Annotated in this window: 15 protein-coding genes; 1 reads left to right on the plus strand and 14 read right to left on the minus strand. The window is 29.9% G+C overall.

Translation table 11 applies throughout. From position 1 onward, the window contains the following. Positions 1–2: 2 nt before the first annotated feature. The 10 genes from AAH949_RS08505 to AAH949_RS08550 form a co-directional block, all read right to left on the minus strand. The gene (locus AAH949_RS08505) at positions 3–725 is read right to left on the minus strand and encodes an ATP-binding cassette domain-containing protein (RefSeq protein WP_348518509.1); all 723 of its coding nucleotides are present in this window, start codon (positions 723–725) and stop codon (positions 3–5) included. Beyond that, positions 725–1,846, minus strand: coding sequence for an ABC transporter permease (locus tag AAH949_RS08510; protein WP_348518510.1), 1,122 nt, complete (start codon positions 1,844–1,846; stop codon positions 725–727). Before AAH949_RS08510 ends, AAH949_RS08505 begins: the two co-directional genes overlap by 1 nt. A gap of 1 nt (position 1,847) precedes the next feature. Then, positions 1,848–3,746, minus strand: coding sequence for a transketolase (gene tkt / locus AAH949_RS08515; protein ID WP_348518511.1), 1,899 nt, complete (start codon positions 3,744–3,746; stop codon positions 1,848–1,850). Beyond that, a complete protein-coding gene (locus tag AAH949_RS08520) occupies positions 3,743–4,396 on the minus strand; it encodes a hypothetical protein (RefSeq protein WP_348518512.1) in 654 nt (217 codons plus the stop codon). The genes tkt and AAH949_RS08520 overlap by 4 nt, the downstream gene beginning before the upstream one ends. A gap of 8 nt (positions 4,397–4,404) precedes the next feature. Beyond that, a complete protein-coding gene (locus tag AAH949_RS08525) occupies positions 4,405–5,244 on the minus strand; it encodes a polyprenyl synthetase family protein (protein WP_348519155.1) in 840 nt (279 codons plus the stop codon). After that, the gene (locus tag AAH949_RS08530; RefSeq protein WP_348519156.1) at positions 5,244–6,254 is read right to left on the minus strand and encodes a PDZ domain-containing protein; all 1,011 of its coding nucleotides are present in this window, start codon (positions 6,252–6,254) and stop codon (positions 5,244–5,246) included. Before AAH949_RS08530 ends, AAH949_RS08525 begins: the two co-directional genes overlap by 1 nt. A gap of 74 nt (positions 6,255–6,328) precedes the next feature. Continuing rightward, a complete protein-coding gene (locus tag AAH949_RS08535; protein ID WP_134237758.1) occupies positions 6,329–6,631 on the minus strand; it encodes a YbaB/EbfC family nucleoid-associated protein in 303 nt (100 codons plus the stop codon). 8 nt (positions 6,632–6,639) lie between these two features. Beyond that, the gene (locus AAH949_RS08540; protein WP_134237757.1) at positions 6,640–7,920 is read right to left on the minus strand and encodes a UDP-N-acetylmuramoyl-L-alanyl-D-glutamate--2,6-diaminopimelate ligase; all 1,281 of its coding nucleotides are present in this window, start codon (positions 7,918–7,920) and stop codon (positions 6,640–6,642) included. After that, positions 7,904–8,452 carry a histidine kinase gene (locus tag AAH949_RS08545; RefSeq protein WP_348519157.1) on the minus strand — a complete coding sequence of 183 codons (549 nt, stop codon included), beginning with the start codon at positions 8,450–8,452 and terminating at the stop codon, positions 7,904–7,906. Before AAH949_RS08545 ends, AAH949_RS08540 begins: the two co-directional genes overlap by 17 nt. Next, a complete protein-coding gene (locus AAH949_RS08550) occupies positions 8,439–8,711 on the minus strand; it encodes a NifU family protein (RefSeq protein WP_134237756.1) in 273 nt (90 codons plus the stop codon). The genes AAH949_RS08545 and AAH949_RS08550 overlap by 14 nt, the downstream gene beginning before the upstream one ends. 143 nt (positions 8,712–8,854) lie before the next feature. On the opposite strand from AAH949_RS08550, the gene AAH949_RS08555 reads away from it, so the two are divergent. Then, positions 8,855–10,051, plus strand: coding sequence for a multidrug effflux MFS transporter (locus AAH949_RS08555; RefSeq protein WP_348518513.1), 1,197 nt, complete (start codon positions 8,855–8,857; stop codon positions 10,049–10,051). Here AAH949_RS08555 and AAH949_RS08560 read toward each other — a convergent pair. Genes AAH949_RS08560 through AAH949_RS08575 form a run of 4 tightly spaced genes read right to left on the minus strand, consistent with a single transcriptional unit; the run spans position 10,048 to position 19,167 of the window. Beyond that, positions 10,048–12,036, minus strand: a complete 1,989-nt coding sequence (locus AAH949_RS08560) for a hypothetical protein (protein ID WP_348518514.1) — start codon at positions 12,034–12,036, stop codon at positions 10,048–10,050. The two genes, AAH949_RS08555 and AAH949_RS08560, sit on opposite strands and share 4 nt — an antisense overlap. 16 nt (positions 12,037–12,052) lie before the next feature. Then, on the minus strand, positions 12,053–13,906 hold the full coding sequence (locus AAH949_RS08565) for a pentapeptide repeat-containing protein (RefSeq protein WP_348518515.1): 1,854 nt from the start codon (positions 13,904–13,906) through the stop codon (positions 12,053–12,055). After that, on the minus strand, positions 13,906–17,703 hold the full coding sequence (locus AAH949_RS08570; RefSeq protein ID WP_348518516.1) for an Eco57I restriction-modification methylase domain-containing protein: 3,798 nt from the start codon (positions 17,701–17,703) through the stop codon (positions 13,906–13,908). The genes AAH949_RS08565 and AAH949_RS08570 overlap by 1 nt, the downstream gene beginning before the upstream one ends. A 60-nt stretch (positions 17,704–17,763) precedes the next feature. Continuing rightward, positions 17,764–19,167: a PD-(D/E)XK nuclease family protein gene (locus AAH949_RS08575; RefSeq protein ID WP_348518517.1), complete on the minus strand. Its 1,404-nt coding sequence runs from the start codon at positions 19,165–19,167 to the stop codon at positions 17,764–17,766. Between the last annotated feature and the right edge of the window lie 64 nt (positions 19,168–19,231).

Here is a 19,231-nt window from a genome sequence, read left to right on the forward strand (position 1 = left end):
ATCTACCCCATAAATCTTTGAAAAAGCCGTTCATTTTGCTCTCTTAACTCATCATAAGTCCCACAAAATGCAATTTTTTTCTCTTCTAAAATAATAAAACGATCGAGTAAATTTCCCATACTCTCCTTATCGTGCGTAACTAAAATGATATTTAAATCAAAACTTTGCTTGAGTTTTAAAATAAGCTCATCAAATTCGCGGCTACTATGTGGATCAAGCCCCGAAGTTGGCTCATCTAAAAAAAGTAATTTGCTATCAAGCGCTAAAGCTCTAGCAATAGCCACGCGTTTTTTCATGCCGCCACTTAACTCGCTAGGATATTGCGTTAAAACACTCTCATCCAAGCCTACCATTTTTAATTTCATTCTTACAAGCTCATTGATGGTTTGTGAGTTTAATTTTGTATATTCTTTTAAAGGTATGGCTATGTTTTCAAACACAGAAAAAAAGCTAAATAAAGCACCAAATTGAAAAACCACTCCCCATTTTTGTCGCAAATTTAAAGCATCTTTTTCGCTAATATTTTTTAATCTTGTACCAAGAATTTCATACTCTCCACCATCAAAATGCTCCAGAAGCAACATTTGCTTTAAAAGCACGGATTTTCCGCTCCCACTTCCACCTAAAATGCCAAAAATTTCATTTTCTCTTACTTCAAAACTTACTCCATCATGCACTAGCTTTTTGCCAAAACGCGTGATGATATTTTGTGCTTTAATGATCATTAAATCCCCATTTGCGTTAGCACAACAGAAAATAAAGCATCAAAAGCTATAACCCAAAAAATAGCATTTACAACACTTTTTGTCGTGTAAATTCCTATACTCTCTGTGGTATTTTTTACTTCAAAGCCTCTAAAACAAGCGATAATGCCTATTAAAAACCCAAAAATAGGTGCCTTGATAAGCCCTATAATAATATGCTTTAGTTCCACTGCTTCTTTAAAACGGCGCATAAATTCATTATAATTAATATCTAAATTTAAATCAGCAATAATCATTCCACCCAAAATACTCACAGCATCAGCAAGAGCAACAACTAAAGGCATCGCAACAACTAGAGCTAAAATTCTTGGCAAAATGATAAATTCACTTGATTTAAAACCCATAGTATTCATCGCATCAATTTCATCGGTGATTTTCATCACTCCAATTTGCGCCGTATAAGAACTTGCGCTCCTACCCGCAATTACAATAGCGGCAATTAAGGGAGCGATCTCTCTAGTGGCTGAAATTCCAGTTAGATCAACGATGAAAATATTTGCCCCAAATTGTTCGAGTTGATAAGCAGCCTGATAAGCTAAAACAACCCCAACTAATAAAGAAGTCAAAGCCACTATAGGCAAAGCTCTGAAGGCTGAGTATTCTATGTGATATAAAAAAGAAATAAAGCGGATTTTCTTAGGTTGAAATAAAGAATAAAATAAAGTATAAAAAACCATACCGCTAAAAGCTATGAATTTTTGAAAAGTTTTTAAGTTTTGTATGCAAAAATTCCCTAATCGATAAAAAAAATCACTCCAAACAAGTTTATCTTTTTTCAAAGGCACAAAGCGTGTGTAATTTTTCTCGCAAAGCTCAAAAAGGCTTTGAAATTGGGGACGAAGATTGCTTTTTTGGGTGTTAATATTTTGAAGTTTTAAATCATGTTCTAAAGCAAGAAAAAAGCAAACTCCAGCCATATCAATGTCTTCTAAATTTTCAAAATTTAAGATTAAATTTTGTTTTGAAATTTGACTTAAAATATCTTTTGGATTTAAATTTGCAATAGAGTTTTTATCCCAAATTCCAAAAACCATAAGCTCGTCGTTTTGCTCTTGTTTTTGAAATTTGAAATTCGCACTCATTTTAATTCTTTAAAATGAAATTTAAAAGCTTTGAAATACTAAAACCAAAATACTCAAACACATCTTTATCTTTACCACTCTCACCAAAGCTTTCTATGCCATAAACCTCATCACAGAATTTATAAAGTTCATTAGAATGTGCCGCTTCAATTCCTATTACTTTACCTTTTAAAAGCCTTTCTTGATAAGCTTTGTCTTGTTTTTCAAAAAGCTCAAAACAAGGCATAGAAACTACATTACAAAACACGCCTTGCTTTTCTAGCTCATTTGCCACTTCTAAGCACAGACTAACCTCGCTTCCACTTGCTAAAAGTGTGAATTTAGCATTTTCATTTTCTTTTAGCAAATAAGCTCCATTTTTCACATCACCAAAAATAGGCTCACTTAAGGCTTTGAGTTTTTGGCGTGAAAGCACAAAAGCGCAAGGCACTTCAGCTTCTAAAGCAATTTGCCAAGCCTTGACATTTTCTACCCCATCAGCCACTCTAAAGGTTAAGAAATTTGGCATAGCTCTAAAAGTACTAAGTTGTTCGATAGGTTGGTGCGTTGGTCCATCTTCTCCAACACCTATACTATCGTGTGTAAAGATAAAAAAATGTTTTATTTTCATTAAAGCTGCAATTCTAGCTGCTGGTTTTAAATACTCGCTAAAAATGAAAAAAGTCGCCGAAAAAGGTAAGAAAATTCCATATCTTGCAAAGGCATTATTAATTGCTGCCATAGCGTGTTCTCTTATACCAAAATGGATATTTTTTCCTTCTACAAAATCGCCCATTTTATGAAGTTCTGTTTTATTTGAAGGGCCCAAATCCGCACTTCCACCCAAAAAGCCTTCTAAACTTGCGGCCAAGACATTTAAAATTTCGCCATTGCTATCTCTTGTGGCTAAGTCTTTTCCTTTAAAATCAGGGAAATTAATCTTGCTAAAATCAGGCTTTAAAAGTCTTTCTAATAATTCTTTTTTACCGCTTTTTTCTAGCACACTTTTCCATTTTGCTTCTTCTAAATCCCCAAGTTCTACTGCACTTTCAAAGCGAATTTTTACATCTTCGCTTATCTCAAAGCTTAAATTCTCATCAAACCCCGCTTCTTTTTTAGCCTTTTTGATCACTTCTTCACCCAAAGGTGCGCCGTGACTTTTATGGCTTCCCTCAAGCTCTCCCGCGCCTTTTGCGATTTTTGTGTGTGCGATGATAAGACAAGGTTTTTTGCTTGCTTTTGCAGTTTTTAAAGCTACATCAATTTCTTCAAAATTATGCCCATCGATTTCTAGCACTTCAAAATGTTGTGCTCTAAAGCGTTCTTTTACATTTTCATTAAAAGCTAAAGCCACATCGCCTTCAATGGAAATTTCATTACTATCATAAATTAAAATCAAATTATCAAGCTTATGAAGTCCAGCCATTGAACAAGCCTCATAAGAAATCCCTTCTTGTAAATCTCCATCTCCACAGAGACAATAAATTTTATGATTAATTAAATCTTCGCCCAAAATTTTTGCCGCCTTCTTAGCTGCCATAGCAAAGCCTACTGCATTTGCCACGCCTTGTCCTAAAGGTCCAGTAGCGATTTCTACGCCTGTGGTTGAAATTTCAGGATGACCTGGGGTTTTTGAGTGAAGTTGGCGAAAGTTTTTAAGATCATCCAAACTTAAATCATACCCACTTAAATGCAAAAAGCTATACAGCAAAGCACTGGCATGTCCGCCTGAAAATATTAATCTATCGCGGTTTAACCAAGTTGGGTTTTTAGGATTATGAGAAAGATGATAACTTAAAACCGTTAAAATATCAGCCATTCCCAAAGGCGCACCAGGGTGACCTGAATTTGCCTTTTGCACCATATCTGCACTTAAAAATCTTAAAGTATTTGCCTGTTTAGCAAGCATAAGTTTATTCATTGTTTTTCCTTTATAATATTTACAAAATTAAAATTTGCCAAAGCGATTGCAAGAACCAATAAAGCCAAGCTATAAAATAAAACCATATGAGCCATTCCCGAGCTGAATGGATACTTAAGTGTTGGAATTCTATTAAAATAAAACAAACATAAAAATGCAACTACTGCCAATACAGCAGAGCTTATAAGCACACATTTTAAAAACTTCTTTTCGCTAATTTTCACTAAATACCTTATCCATAAACAAAAACTTGCACTCATAAAAAATAATAAAACCATTTTAAGAATACTTAGGACAGCCCTGTGTTTGTCATAATCTACAGCGCGTATATAAAAAATATCATTTTGTAGTATACCCCACAAAAAAGTAGCGATTAAAAACCAAATAAAATATTTTATTTTTAAGCCAAAATCATTAAGAATTTTTATCCAAAAAATAGAAAAAATAATATAGCAAACAGCAAAAACATAAGGAGAATAGTACGGATAAATAGAAGGGATAAAAGGAAACTCACTATTCATAGGATTTTCACTAAAATATATCCCCCATCCAAAAGCAACACACCAAAATAAAAGACTAAAAAAAAGCATATATTTCTTCTCTCTTATTTTGTCTTCAAATTTTAAAGCTTCTATATCTTGATCGTTCATTGTTTTCCTTAAAGATATTGTTTTATTAGATCGCTTATCATTTTTGCGATCACTTTATCCACACTAGCCAAACTTTGCTCACACTCAAGCTTTAAGCGATTTTTTGAATTTATAGCCTCTTCTAAGCCAAGCAAATTCACAAAAGAATTTTTATGCTCGTCGTGTTTTGTGGGCTTTCCACTTTCTTCTTCACTCATAGTTGCATCGATGATATCATCGTTGATTTGAAAAATAAGCCCAAGTTTTAAGCCGATTTGATAAATTTTTTCGCTTTCTTTTTCATCTAACTCACAAATTTCACAACCCATTTTCAAAGCCGCTGCTATAAGTCTTGCGGTTTTATGTATGTGTAAAAACTCAAGCTCTTCTAAATTTAGCCTTTTATCTTCAAAATAACAATCAATTGCTTGACCTATAATCATACCATTAAGCCCCGCGTTAAAAGCTAGGGTATTTACAAGTTTTAATTTCACGCTATCTTTTAAATCAAGTTTTGAAAGAAGCAAAAAAGCTTCAGTATTCAAAGCGTCACCCACTAAAATAGCCGTGGTTTCATCATAAGTTTTATGTAAAGTTGGAGTTCCTCTTCTAAAATCTGCATTATCCATAGCAGGTAAATCATCGTGTATGAGTGAATAGGTGTGGATAAATTCTAATGCCAAAGCTACACCCAAAGCATTAGGTATAAGACTTGGCATTTTTGCTTCTACAATGCCTAGTAAAAGTTGAGCACGAAAATGCTTCCCTCCTGCTTTTAACATTACTGCTAAAGCTTCATTAAAAAAAGGATGGAAGCTTTTTACTTTAGGCAAGTTTTTTTCTAAATGATTGTTGAAAAGTTCTAAAATCACTTAACAAGCCTTATGAAAAACTGAAATTGTCCATCGCCTTGACTGCTGTCTAATTTTCCAACAGGAAGTTTTTTGCTCGATCTTTGCACCAAAACATTAAAATCATTTCCTTGTGCTAGAATATTTTGCAACTGTTTAAAATCATTAATGATTTGATTATTTACTCTTAAAATTTTATCTCCAACCAAAAAACCAGCGCTATCTGCCTTTGAATTTGTTTCCACTTTGGTTATAACAAGATTTGAATTCACACTTAAGCCAAGATTGCTTCTAAAACTTGAAATTTTAGGCTTTGGTTTTGAATTTGGTAAATTAAATTTACTTAAGTCTTTATTAAAAACTACCGCAGAAACATTCACATCTTGATTGTCCCTTAAAATAGAAAAATACAAAGTACTGCCCCTATCGGCAAATAAAACCTTTTCATTTAGCTCTCTTATGTTTTTAATTTTTTCACCATCTACGCTGATAATTTCATCATTAACCAAAAACTGCCCTGTTTTTCTGACATTGCTGACATAAATTTTATCATCACGCACTTCAAAATCCGCGCCAATATCTCCCCAATACACATCATTATACTTCATAAAATGCTTTAAATAACGATTTCCAATAAATGCGCCATTATTAAGAGAAATTCCGACCATATTACAACACGGAGTATTTAACTGCCCTATTTTAGTTTTAAAATCAAGCTGATCTTTTTCGTCAATATTTTGAGCCAAATATTTCAAATGTCCTATAAAAGGGGTATTAGCATCTAAAATCCCCACCCAATCATTGCGTGTTAAATTTTGCTCATCTGTCATTTTTGCTGGAATTAAACTAAAATCAGTTCTTACAAGGTATAAATTTAAAAAAGGATCGTATTTAACATATTTATTTAATTTTTTACTAGGACTTTTCACAACAGCAAGCAAATTTTCACTTAAAGCAAAGGCATTCATTCCTTCATAATTTAAAATACTCGCCTTATTTTTCTCAAAACAAGTGATAAAATCTTCCATTCTAGGTCTTTCAATCCCAAAAGCAAAAACAACAACAAACAAAGATAATAAAGCACCTTTGATTAAATTTGTTCTCATAGTTTCATACCTCCTAAAACATCGCTTGCTATGTTATTACGATTTTGCGCCACCATAGCCAAAACATCATTAATCGCAGAGATAAGTAAAATTTGCAAAGATTCTTTATCCTCAAGCAAAGAATCATCAATACTCACATCGATAATTTCGCCTTTGCCATTTGCACTTACTTTTACAAGCCCAGCACCACTTTTTGCACTAAATTCACGATTTGCAAGCTCTAATTCTATGCTTTTTGCTTTTTCTTGCACTTGATTTAAAAGCTCCCCCATTTTAGAAAAATCCATATTTTCAAACATCATATTCCTTATTTTTGATTTAAAATTTCATTGACGATTATTTTATCACTAAAAGGATATTTTACTCCTTTAATTTCTTGAGTGTCCTCATCGCCTTTACCCAAAATAACGACAAATTCATCATTTTTGCGCATTTTTAAAGCCATTTCAATAGCTTTTTTTCTATCCGCCTCGATAAATACATTTTCATCGACCTTTATCCCAGATAAAATATCATTAATGATATCCAAAGGCTCTTCACTGCGTGGATTGTCGCTTGTAATAATTAGCGTTTTGGCATAATGTTTTGCAATTTTTCCCATCAAAGGGCGTTTGCTTTTATCTCTATCACCACCTGCGCCAAAAACAACAATGAGTTTTTTATTTTTAAGTGCGTCAAGGACTTTTTCAATGCCATCTGGCGTGTGTGCAAAATCAACGATTACCCCTTCTGCTACAACTTCCATTCTGCCACAAACCCCACCAAAACCACTAATAGCTTTTTCTAAATCTTTTAAATTAGGACTTACAAGCTCATTAACACAAGCACTTGCGGCTAAAAGATTATAAAGATTAAAAAGTCCCACAAGGGAAGAATCTATATGGAAAGTTTGATCTTTTGCCATCACAACTGCGCTAATTCCACTCTCTAAAGAATAAGCTTTGATATGATACAAAGCCGGATTTTCTATGCCATAAGTAAAAGAATTTCTAACATTAAATTTAATTGCTTGTGTGTCTTTGTTGATAAATTTCAAGCTTTCATCGGTAAAAAAGCTTTCTTTTGCTAGTTTATAATTTTCAAAAGTTTTATGAAAATCTAAATGATCTTGAGTGATATTGGTGAAAATTTTGGCTGCGAATTTCAAGCCCTCGATGCGATTTTGAACCAAAGCATGAGAACTTACTTCCATAATGAAAAATTCACATTTTTTCTGTGTAGCAAGCTGTAAATACTCCAAAGTTTTAAGAATAGGCGAAGTGGTTAAGGATTTTTCATCAATTTTCTCATCATTCATAAAAGCCCCACGCGTCCCACAAAGGGCACATTTAAAGCCTAAATCAAGCAAAATCGAGTAAATCGCAGCCGCAGTTGTGGTTTTGCCATTAGTGCCTGTAATGCCTATGATTTTAATGTTTTCATCAATTTCAAGCATTTTTTTGGCTTTTTCTATATCGATAATGTTTGCACCATTTTGCCTAGCTTGATTCACAAATTTTGCATTTTGTGCTGTGCTGAGAAAAAAACAGTCTTTTTGGCATTCTAAAGAATTATCTGTGATGAAGGTATTTTTATAATTTATTATCACTTTTATATCCTTTAAGGCGTTCTTGAAGTTTTATAAATCTTGCGTGGTTTGAAAAATGTGGCAAAACACTTTCTATATAATTTAAAGTCATTTCGATATAGCCATTATCAAGTAATTTCTCTAAAAATTCTATGAAATCTTCTCTATCGCTTATGATGAGTTTTCCTGAAAAAATCACATTTTCAAAACTTCTTTTAAAGCCAACATTTTTCTCGCTTTCCAAAAAATCCCTATAATTTAAAGCTTTGTTTTCATCTTCGTTATAATCTACGGCTTTTTGGTGCTTTGACTCACGAATTTTTAGTAATTCTTCCATTTCTTCATCAATAAATTTTAATTTATAATTATCTTTATAAAATTCAAAAAGCAACAAAGCTTCTTGAGGAGAATGAAGTCCTATATCGCAAAGAGAGACAAAGATAAACAAACGCTTATTTTTTCTCTTTTCATAAGCCAAAGAAAAATACAATTTTGCTGTTTTAAAATCCATTTTTAAAAAATGCTCTATGGCTATTTTTTTATAATTTTGCAAATTCGTCCGCTCCGCCATTTAAATTCACTATGGTAATTTCAGGATGTATGTCGATTTTAAGCTGTCTTTCTAAGTGGTATTTTAGCGTTGTTCCACTTGCCGCACAGCCCTTGCAAGCACCGATTAAATGCACATAAACCACGCCGTTTTTAATGCCTAAAAATTCAAGCCCACCGCCATCGCGTTCTAAAATATACATACTTTTATCCAAACTTGCTTTAACAGGCTTTACAAGCTCTTCATCACTAAAAGGCATCATTTGTTTTCCTTATAATTATTTTCTTAACTTTAGCGAGATTGTCTTTAAAAAAAGGTAAATTAAGTAATTTTTCTTTGTTTTATACAAGATTATTCTAAGATTGACTTGTTAAAATCATTTTTTTAAATAATTAGGATTACAAAATGCAAAAACACACCAAAATTCACGGCTTTGCTAAATTTAAACTCATTATTATCCTTGCTTTGATGTCAAGCATTGCTCCGCTTTCAACGGATATGTATTTACCTGCACTTACACATGTAGAACAAAGCTTTCAAACCACAACAGCACTTACCCAGCTTTCGCTGACTAGCTTTTTTGTCGCCTTTGCTTTAGGACAATTAATTTATGGACCAATAAGCGATATTTTTGGACGAAAAATTCCCGCACTCATTGGAATAGCACTTTTTTTAACCTCATCTTTTGCTTGTATGATTGCAAGCTCGATCGAAGCTTTCATTGTCTTAAGATTTTTTGAGGCTTTGGGCGGATGTGCAGGGATAGTTATAGCAAGGGCTATTGTTAATGATTTATTTGAGATCAAAGAAGCAGCGGGGATCTTTGCTTTAATGATGGTTTTTAGCTCTCTTGCCCCTATGCTTTCGCCGACTTTTGGGGGATTTTTGCTTGAATACTTTTCGTGGCATAGCATTTTTACGACTTTATTCATTTTGGGGACTATTTTATTTTTTATGATAGCATTTGGGCTTAAAGAGTCCGCGCCTCACCTTGGAAAAATCAAATTTTCAAACAAGCAAACTTTGCAAAATTATATCTTTGTTTTAAAGGATAAAAAATTCATCGTATATATCTTTTCTGCAGGCTTTGCTATGGCTATGCTTTTTGCTTATATAACCGGCTCTTCTTTTGTTTTTACTAGGGTTTATGATTTAAGTGAGCAGCAATACTCAGCACTTTTTGGTATCAATGCGCTTGGTTTTGTGATTTTTGCCAATATCAATGCTCGTTTGGTGCGCAAATTTGATCCTGAAAAGATTTTAAAAAATGCCCTACTAATTATGCTTGTATGTGCTTGTGTTTTAACACTTGGCGCTTTTATAAAGGGTAATTTTTGGCTTTTTGAAATTTCTCTTTTTTCTTGTATCGCTTTACTTGGTTTTATCATTCCAAATACCACAACTTTGGCTATGGCGCGTTTTAAGGATCACTCGGGCACAGCCTCTGCGGTGCTTGGCTTTGTGCAATTTGCCCTAGCAGGACTTATCTCATCTTTAGTGGGTGCTTTAGACGCAAATACTCCGCTAATCCTTGCTTTTGTAATGTGTGCTTGTGTTTTAATCGCAAATGGGGTGTATTTTCTAGCTAAGCATAAGGCTTAGCTTGGCACTATGGAATTTTTTCGTGCGGTTTTTTGGAGTGAGAAAAGGACTAAAGCTAAAAGTATGGTATATAGTATGTTTAACACCATCAAACTTGGATAATTAAAACCTTTATCAGCTTTATCTGCGATTTTTCCAATCAAAGGGTGAATTATACTAGGTTGTTTTATCAATACTATAAAAAATCCTATATACGATAATACAAGCACCACATATCTACCAAAGAACAAAGATTTAGTATAAACTAGACAAATATACAAACTAACAAACAAAGTATTTATAAATAACGAATATCCAAAATCTTTGCCTAAATTTAAGAAAAATCCAAATAATGAAAATAACACATAAAAAACACAAGGAATGAAGAATATAATAATTAAACTTTCTGTCAAAAACCATAAATCTAACCCTATTATTTTTAATGTTAAAAAAAGTTTTATAAAAATTTCTTTTTTAAAGATTTTTAGTAACCATTTTTTTATATGAGACAAAGATTGAAAAATTTTTAAAATATTCAAAAAAGATTTGATAGAAATTTTATTTATCTTATATAATACCAAAATAAAACCCAAGATTATACAGATAACAACCCCAATATTAAAACAAAGTTTAAGATTATCAAAAAATTTAAATAAAGTTAAAATCTCTCTTGTATCTTTTAGTTTATCATCATGAAGCCAAACAAAACCCCAAAAAAACAAAGCATATAAAACAATTAACAATACAAGATTATTAAAAACTTTTAAAAAGTCTGTATGATGATCACATAATTTTCTATAAAATCCCAAAAGTAAAAAATCCACAAAACCTCGAATTCTTGAAACATTTTTTTCTAAATCCATTATATTTTCTACATTCTTACCTTTTTTATCCCAATTTTGTTTAAGTTCTAGCTCTTTACAATAAAGCTCGTATTTATGAAAATTTGAAGCATCTAAAAGATTATTATCTTTTATCAAAACACTTTTGAAATTCCTAAAAGAATCTCTAAAATTATTTGCAATTTTATCTAAAGGTTTTTTTTCTTTAGCTTCATTAAAATCTTTGCATTCTTGTTTGATTCTCTCTTGTAAATCATCAAAAGTAAAATTTAAATTTGTATTTACAGCATTTAAATTTCCCTTGAAAATTGCTTGAGAGAAATTTGGAGTTTTTTCAAATGTCACTCCATAAAAACAAGCAGTTTTCTCAAATTCACATTCGTGAAAATCAGCATAATCTTTAAAATGGGAATTATTAAAATAAACATTGTCTTGAAAATGAGCATTTGAAAAATTAAATTTTGTTTTATTGTCTTTATCCTCATATCTAAATTTAGAATCTACAAAATAACACCTATTTTCAAATTTATTTTTCCATAGTCCCATATTTTCTATGTCACAATTTTTTATAAAAAGATATCCTTTAAAAATATTTTCTTGCAAATCTAATGATTTAATTTTTTTGTTTTCAACAGAGCAATTTATAAAAACCAAATGATCTAAAAATTGGTTTTGATATATTTTTAGATCTTTAGAAAACGCACACTGATTAAAAGTTAATATTTTTTCAAAAATAATATTTTTCAAATTTAATGACTTTTCAAAAATGCAATTGTAAAAATATAGACGATTTTTACTTATCTCTACATTATTTTTTTTCACGCCTTTTGACTCATCAATCTGCAAATCAATATTGCAATTATTAAAAATAACATTACATGGAATACTTTTTATCTTATCATATGGTAAGCATATATCTATTATCCCATCGTCTTTACCACAAACTGAATACCATTTTTCATTATCAGGAAATAGCTCATCTTTTTCTTTTATTATTTCTTTTGTTTTTTCATCACTTAGATCAAATATATTTTGTTCATTTATAGATAAAACTTCGGACAAAGTCTTTTTAACTTCATCTTCACTTTTACTCTTATCATTTTGATGTGTTTCCTTGCGACATTTCTCTAAGGTATTAATTCTTTCAAGTGTTTCTTCTATCATTTCATCTTCCTATATTTCAGCTTGGCACTATGGAATTTTTTCTAATTGTCTTTATAAAAGAAAATACAACAAAACCAAAAACGATTGTATAAATTCCACCAAGCACACTAAGTGGATCTAGCATAACTCTTTTATCTGTAAAAATCCCCATAGCAGGGATAAGAATTTTTGGTGAAGTTATCATGATAAAGAAAGTTATCACATAAGATATAGTTATAAAAAATTTTCTTATATATTTTTCACACAAAGCAAAACCAACTAAAATCAAATAAACAAAAAGTATTAAAAAATTTACAAATATTATAAACAAATGATTATTTTCTATGAAAGGTTTTATATGAAAATTATAAAAGTCTAATGAAAAATACAAATGCTCCAAAATAGGCTTATAACCAAGATAACAATTAAAACCTATAATTATCGCTAAATTTAGCACACCGAAAATTCCTATCACCAAAATAAGTGAATTTAAACTCTGCAAAATATCAGTATGATGATCACAAAGCTTGCGATAAAAGAAAAGTTGCCATTGTTCGATTTTTTCTTTTAAGCTTTTATTTTCTTGATATTTTAGCTCCAACTCCCTAGCATAAAGCTCTTGCGTTCTTAGCTCTGAAGCGTCGATTAGATTGTGATGAGCTATGCGGTTACTCTTTAGCTTTCTAAACAAATCTCTTAAATTTAGCAAGGCTTGAAATTTATCATTTTCATTTTGTATACTATTTATCTTATTCTCTATATCTTTATCGCTATATTTGATATATTGATGTTCTATATTAAATTGATTAGAAAAAGTACAGTTTATAAATTGTGGTTTGGTATTGAGCTTTGTATTGCTAAAAGTTACAACACCATTAAATAAAACATTATCAAATCTCAATCTTTCAATTTTCATTCCTTCAAAACTTAATGCATCTTTAAATACCGAGTATTGGAATAGACAAAAAATGACATTTGTAAGAGTTTTACAAGCAAACTTTGTTTTGTTAAATTCTAAATTATGAAATATAAAATTATTTGGATTTATATTTAAAAAGAGTGCTTCATCTTTAAATATCGAAAACAAAAAGCTAATTCTTGTTTTAAGTACAAGACTATCAAAAGTTACCTTTCCTTTAAAGATAGTTTCCCTAAATTCATTTTCTATTGTTTCATTGCTATCTTGTTTTGCTAGAAGTTGAGTTCCTATAAACCTTGCTTCATTTTCAAACTGTGAAATTCCAAAACTAACCCTTGCTTTAAATATGGCGTCGTCAAAGATTGCTTTTCCTGTAAAAATGACCCCTAAAAAATGATTTTCAATTATTTTATCATTGCTTTGATTTGCTTGAAATTTGGTTTTTGTAAAATTTACTTCGTCTTTAAATTGTGAGAGTGCAAAATTAACCCTTGCTTGAAATGTAGCACTAGAAAAAGATACTCTTCTTTCAAAGATGATTTCTCCAAAATTATTTTCTATTGTTTCATTATTACTTTGCTCTGCTTGAAACTGAGTTTCTATAAATCTCACTTCACTTTTAAACACAGATGCCAAAAAATCTATCTTAGAATTAAATTCTACTTTAGAAAAATCCACTACAGCATCAAACACGCATTGACGAAATATAACTTCATTTTTAAAATATGACTCTCTAGCGATAATTTGATTTTTAAAATTGCAATTTTCAAAATCTATTTTTATAGTATTCTTTTCTAAGAAATAAAGATATTTTATTTCACTTCTAAGTATACAAATTTCTTTTATGCCTGCTTCTTGCAATGTTTGAAAATTTATCTCTTTTATTTCAGCACCAAGTATGGTTATTTTATCATCTTTTATATCTTGCCTACCATTTTTTGCTAAAATCCCAAATTGTTCTAATTCTTCCATCACTTGCCTTCGATTATTTTTATTTCTTCTTCGGTTAGGTTGTAGAGTTTATAAACGATAGAGTTTATTTTGTCTTCTTGGATTTTGGTGTTTGCGTTTTTGTCCTGTTCTTTAACTTTTAAAATTTCATCGACTAAATTTACAAGCTCATCGGCTATTTTTTGATTTTTAGAATTTGTATCCGCTATAGGAATATTTAACAAAGGCTCTTTGTCGATTTGATAATTATTACCTTGCATTTTTCCTTTATGTTTTAACCAAAATGCGACAAGCTTTGAATTTAAAAGCCCTGTTAAATATTTCACATTTATTCTTTGTGTTTTGATAATATAAAAAGTTGCTGAAACATAACAATCAAAATCAACATAACTAAATTTAGGCTCACCTACGCATTTTCTAAGTGCCACAATTCTAGGGCTTCCTTTAAAAAATTTCTCATCTCTTGCTCGGTGCAAACCATAAGGTTTATTATCTGAAGTTATAACTTTTTTAAATTTATCTAAATGCTTTTTTAAATTTGGATAATTATCCATAGAATTTAGATTTTTAAATGATGAATTTGTATAAATAACCCAAAAATCATTATCTTTTTTAGCGTAATATTTTTCTATGCTATTGCTTTCAAAAATAGGTTTTAATAAATTTTTTTCATTTTTTAAAAGATTTAGTTTTTCAACTTCTTCATTTGTTAGCTTTTGAATACCTTGTCCTATATAAAAATTTTTTCCCAAAATCTCTAAAGACTTCTTATTTACATTCTCTTGTGGATAAACTATCCCTTGTGCGACTTCTTTTTCTTCAAGATAAAATTTCCCATATTTTTGAATTTTATTGAAAAGTTCTTCATAATCACTTTTTGTGAAATTTAAAGTTTTATCTATGAATTTTTTTGGAGCTAAATTTATGCTTAAAATTTCATTGTTTTGGTTTTTTTCATTTTTTAAAATACTTAGAGCATCTTCATAAATTGGAGTTTGGGTTGTGATTTTAGCAAAATGAAATTCATAATTTTTAGGCGGTTTTGTTTTTTGAAATTGCATTATCATCGTTTGTATACTTGCAGAATCAAACACCATAAAAGAGCTAAAATCAACAAGGCTTAAAATTTGGGATTCTTCTAAAACTATATTGCGTAGTTTTTTAGCTCCTGAATTTGTAATCCAATTATTTGTAGCGATAAACGATAAATATCCATTGTTTTTTAATATATCAAATCCACGCCCTACAAAATGATACCAAATGTCCATTTTTCCTTGATAAGTTCTTAGCTTTTTTGTATTAGTAAAAAGTTCTTTATTGTCCGCTTCTTTTATATAAGGCGGATTGCCAATGATGAGATCAAAGCCTTTGAAATTTCCATCATCGTCTAAAATTTCAGGAAATTCAAAACGCCATTCAAAAGGATGATTGCTTTCTAGGTTAAAAATAGCATTGTAGTCATCTTTGAGTTTTTTAAATTCTTTTGTGGCTTCTTTTTCATCAAAATCAAAAAGAGTCAAATTCGCACTGACAAAAATTCTCAAATTCTCATCATTTACAGCTAAGAAATTGCCGTATTTTTTGGAGTATTTTTCGCATTTTTCATTAAAACTTTTCATCTCTTTTTTAAATTTATCCGCAAAGCAGAAATTTTTAAAAGAAATTTTGAGATTTTTTATCTCTTGGTTGATTTGGCTTTTATCTGTATAAAAGCCCTCTTTGTAGTCTTTGACTATGTTTTTGTATTTATTCATGCGTTCTTTGATATTAGGATAATGGCTTAGGCTTTTGTCAATTTCAAAGTAAGATATCAAAGAATTCCCGCATTTTATGTTTATATCGATGTTTGGCAGAGTTTTAAGATCATGATAATTCTCATCATCAAAACTTTGATAAAAACTGTGTTTTAAAAGCTCTATCCAAAGCCTTAGCTTTGTGATCTCGCATGAGTTTGGGTTGATATCTACTCCAAAAAGGTTGTTTTCTATGATGTCTTTTTTCGTGTAAAAAAGTTCTTTTTGGATCAAGTGGGCTTTGTCCTTGTCTGAATGCGGGCGTTTGTATTCTATAAATTCACCTTTGCGGTTAGTGATGAGAATTTCATCGTTTTGCACTTCCAGGTAAAACTCCTCATCAAAAAGATTTAGCTCATCGTAGATACTAAGCATAACATTTAAAGCCGACACTAAAAAATGTCCGCTACCCACTGCAGGATCGCAAATTTTTATAGAATTTAAAAGCTCTTTTTGCACTTTTTTATCTTCTTTTCTCAAAGCTTGTCTTAACTCGCTTATATCTTTGGCATCAAGATCAAATCGGGTATTAAATTTATCAAGCACAACCTTTGTGATACTTTCTTTACACATATAAGAAGTGATAAAGCTTGGAGTGTAAAAGCTTCCTTCTTTGTAGCCGTTAAGTTTTTCAAATACATTTCCTAAAACACTTGAACTTATGAGTTCTTTTTGACTCAAAATCTCGCTTTGCTCATCATCACTGCCAAAATCAAAGCTATCCAAAAATTCAAACAAATATTCCAAAAGTCCCACTTGTCCTTTTTTAGTCTTGCATTTGTCATCTTTTAGCACAGTGTTTTTGTAGTAGTTAAGTTTTAAATCGTTGTTTAGGCTCGAAATTTCAAGCGTATTTTCTATGCTTTGTTTTTCAAACAAAGAAGAATTTAAGTAAGGCAGATAAGCAAATTCACTTTTCTTTCTCGTGCTTCTTTCTTTGGCTAAAACTTCAAAGAAAAGTTCGCTAAGCTTATCAAAATCAGGTATTTTTTTAAAATTTAAAAATTTTAAATTTTTATCATCATTAAAACGCACCAAATTTGACTCTATAAGCTTTAAAAATAAGATACGATTAAGCCATAAAATCAAAAGTTTTAAAATGGTTTCAAAATTTTCTTCTTTAAGTTTGGAATTTATAGCAGTATAAAAAGTGCCTTGTTCTGCTTTGCTTTCTTCGCTTTTTGTGATGATGAGCTTTGAGTTTTGTTTGCTTTCGCAAAGTCCTAAGATATATAAAAGCTCTTTGTAAAAGGTATTGTTTAAGGAATTTGCATCGTTGGGATTAAATTCGCTTAGTAAAAAGTCTTTGTGAAAAATTTTAAATAAAGGCTTAAGTTTGCTAAAACTTGATTTATCTTGCTCTAAAATAGGCTTGAAATCGACAAAAACACCCTTTAAGCTAGGCTCATCAAAAAGATCTTTTCTCGTGATAGAATCAAGATATTTTTGACTCTTCAAAAGCTTTTCGCATTCTTTATAAAACTCGTCAGTATTGCCCTTAAAAAGAGAATTTTTGCTTTCAAAATTTTCAAAAGTTTCTTTGAAGTATTTGTTGTTGTTAAAAAGATTTTCAAACAACTCCGCCTTAAAGATATAAAAACGATAAAAATCTGTGATAATGATGTATTTAAGCGATGAATTTAAGGCTTTTCTTTCGCGAAGATAATACAAAATACACTCGTGCAAAGCCTTGCAATTTGGCTTGTTTGGACTGAAAAAATCCTTAGAATTTGGTAATTTTGCTTCAATGATAACTTGAATTTGCTTATCTTTTTTCAAGGCTAGATCTATACCGCTATTGCCTTTATGTATGCTTTTTACCTCACACTCAAAACTCAAACTTTCAAAAAATTTGCCAAGGGCGTTTGCTACTAGGGAGTCTTCGTTGTTTTTGAGATTGTCTTTTAAATTTGTTTTATAATCTTTTAAAATTTTAATGAATTTATTTAACTCTACTTCTAAAATCGGCTTTTTGCGGTAGTAAGGGTTGAGAAATTCTTTTTCATCTATAGATTTAAAATTCATTAATTCGCCTTTATTGAAAAAAAATAATTTTTATTTTACTAAAATTTACTTTTATAAAAGCTATATTTTAGAATTTAATATATCATCAATATCTTTATATGCTTGTTGTATAAGATTTTTATTAAAAAAATCATTTAAAATTTTAATAAAATCTTTTGTAAAATTTTGACTTTCAATCAACCAATAAATAAAAGCATATTCTCCTTCTAGTTTTTCATTATTTATTAATTTATCGCAATAATAGTGGTTTTGATATTTTCTAACATTTTCTTCTTTTATATCTTTAAATAATTTTAAACATTCTTGATATTTTTCATTTTCTATATCTTCATCATTATCATTTGAAATTTCAAATGTCAAACCAACAGTATTGTAGTAACTTTTTTTAAAATATAAATATATACAAGGGTATAAACTTTCGTCTTTGTAAGATTTAGGATAAAACATAAACACACCATGATTGACACGATTTTCTTCTATTTTGTTACCAATAAAAGTTATATCACCTATTTTAATTTCCATATATTCAAAATTATCAAAAAATTCTTCTATTATGTATTCACAGATACTATTCCATTTATGTTGGATGATAACTTTAGCTTTTTTATAATCTTGCTCATTTAAATTTTTAAGCTCTGATTTGTTTTTGTTATATCTATATAAAACCATAACATTCTTTAAATTTTGCATTTTTACATTATCTTGAAAAATAAATTTCAACACATCATCTCTTTGAATATACTCGTTTGTTATATACCATTGCAAAATATTTCTATATTGATTGAGAGTAAAAATAATGTTTTGTATATCGAGAACAAATTTTTGATCTTTGGTTAGTTTTTCTTCATATGTTTTTATACACTCATCAATCCACTCTTTAATCCATATATAATCTATCTTCAAATAATGACAAATATTGTTTTCATTTTTATCTTTAATCCAATTTTCTCTTATAATAAAACTTCCCAAACTATAATCACTAGGACTAGTATACTCATCTTGATGTAAATATATAGTTAAAATATTTTTATAACAATCTTCTATATTTTTGATATTTTTTCTTACAAAACTAATATAATCTTTCAATTGATTTTTTTGATCTTTTGCATAAATTTTATTTTCTATTATAATATATCTCTTGTCACTTAATGTTATTAAAATATCTACCCTTCTATTATCTTTAATACAAGATTCTGTTTCTACACTTTTTATATCCCCTATATTTAAATTTTCAAATTTGGTATTTGCTAAACTTTTGCTAAGTTTTTCCAAAAACTCTTTTGCAAAATTTTTTTGGTAATGCCCTTTATTCACATCAATCAAATAAGCTATAAATTTTGAATGATAATTTTCTTTTTCTTCAACACCCAAAGCCTCAAATATATTTATATTACTCAAGCCATTATTTGCATCTTGTTCAAACTTACCATCTTCTTTAATCAATCTTTCAACAAATTTTTCCATATATTACCCATTATATTTTTTATAATTTTTTTCATACCAATCTTGTTTACACACAAACAAATCA

The sequence above is a fragment of the Campylobacter sp. CCS1377 genome (assembly GCF_040008265.1).
Classification (GTDB): domain Bacteria; phylum Campylobacterota; class Campylobacteria; order Campylobacterales; family Campylobacteraceae; genus Campylobacter_D.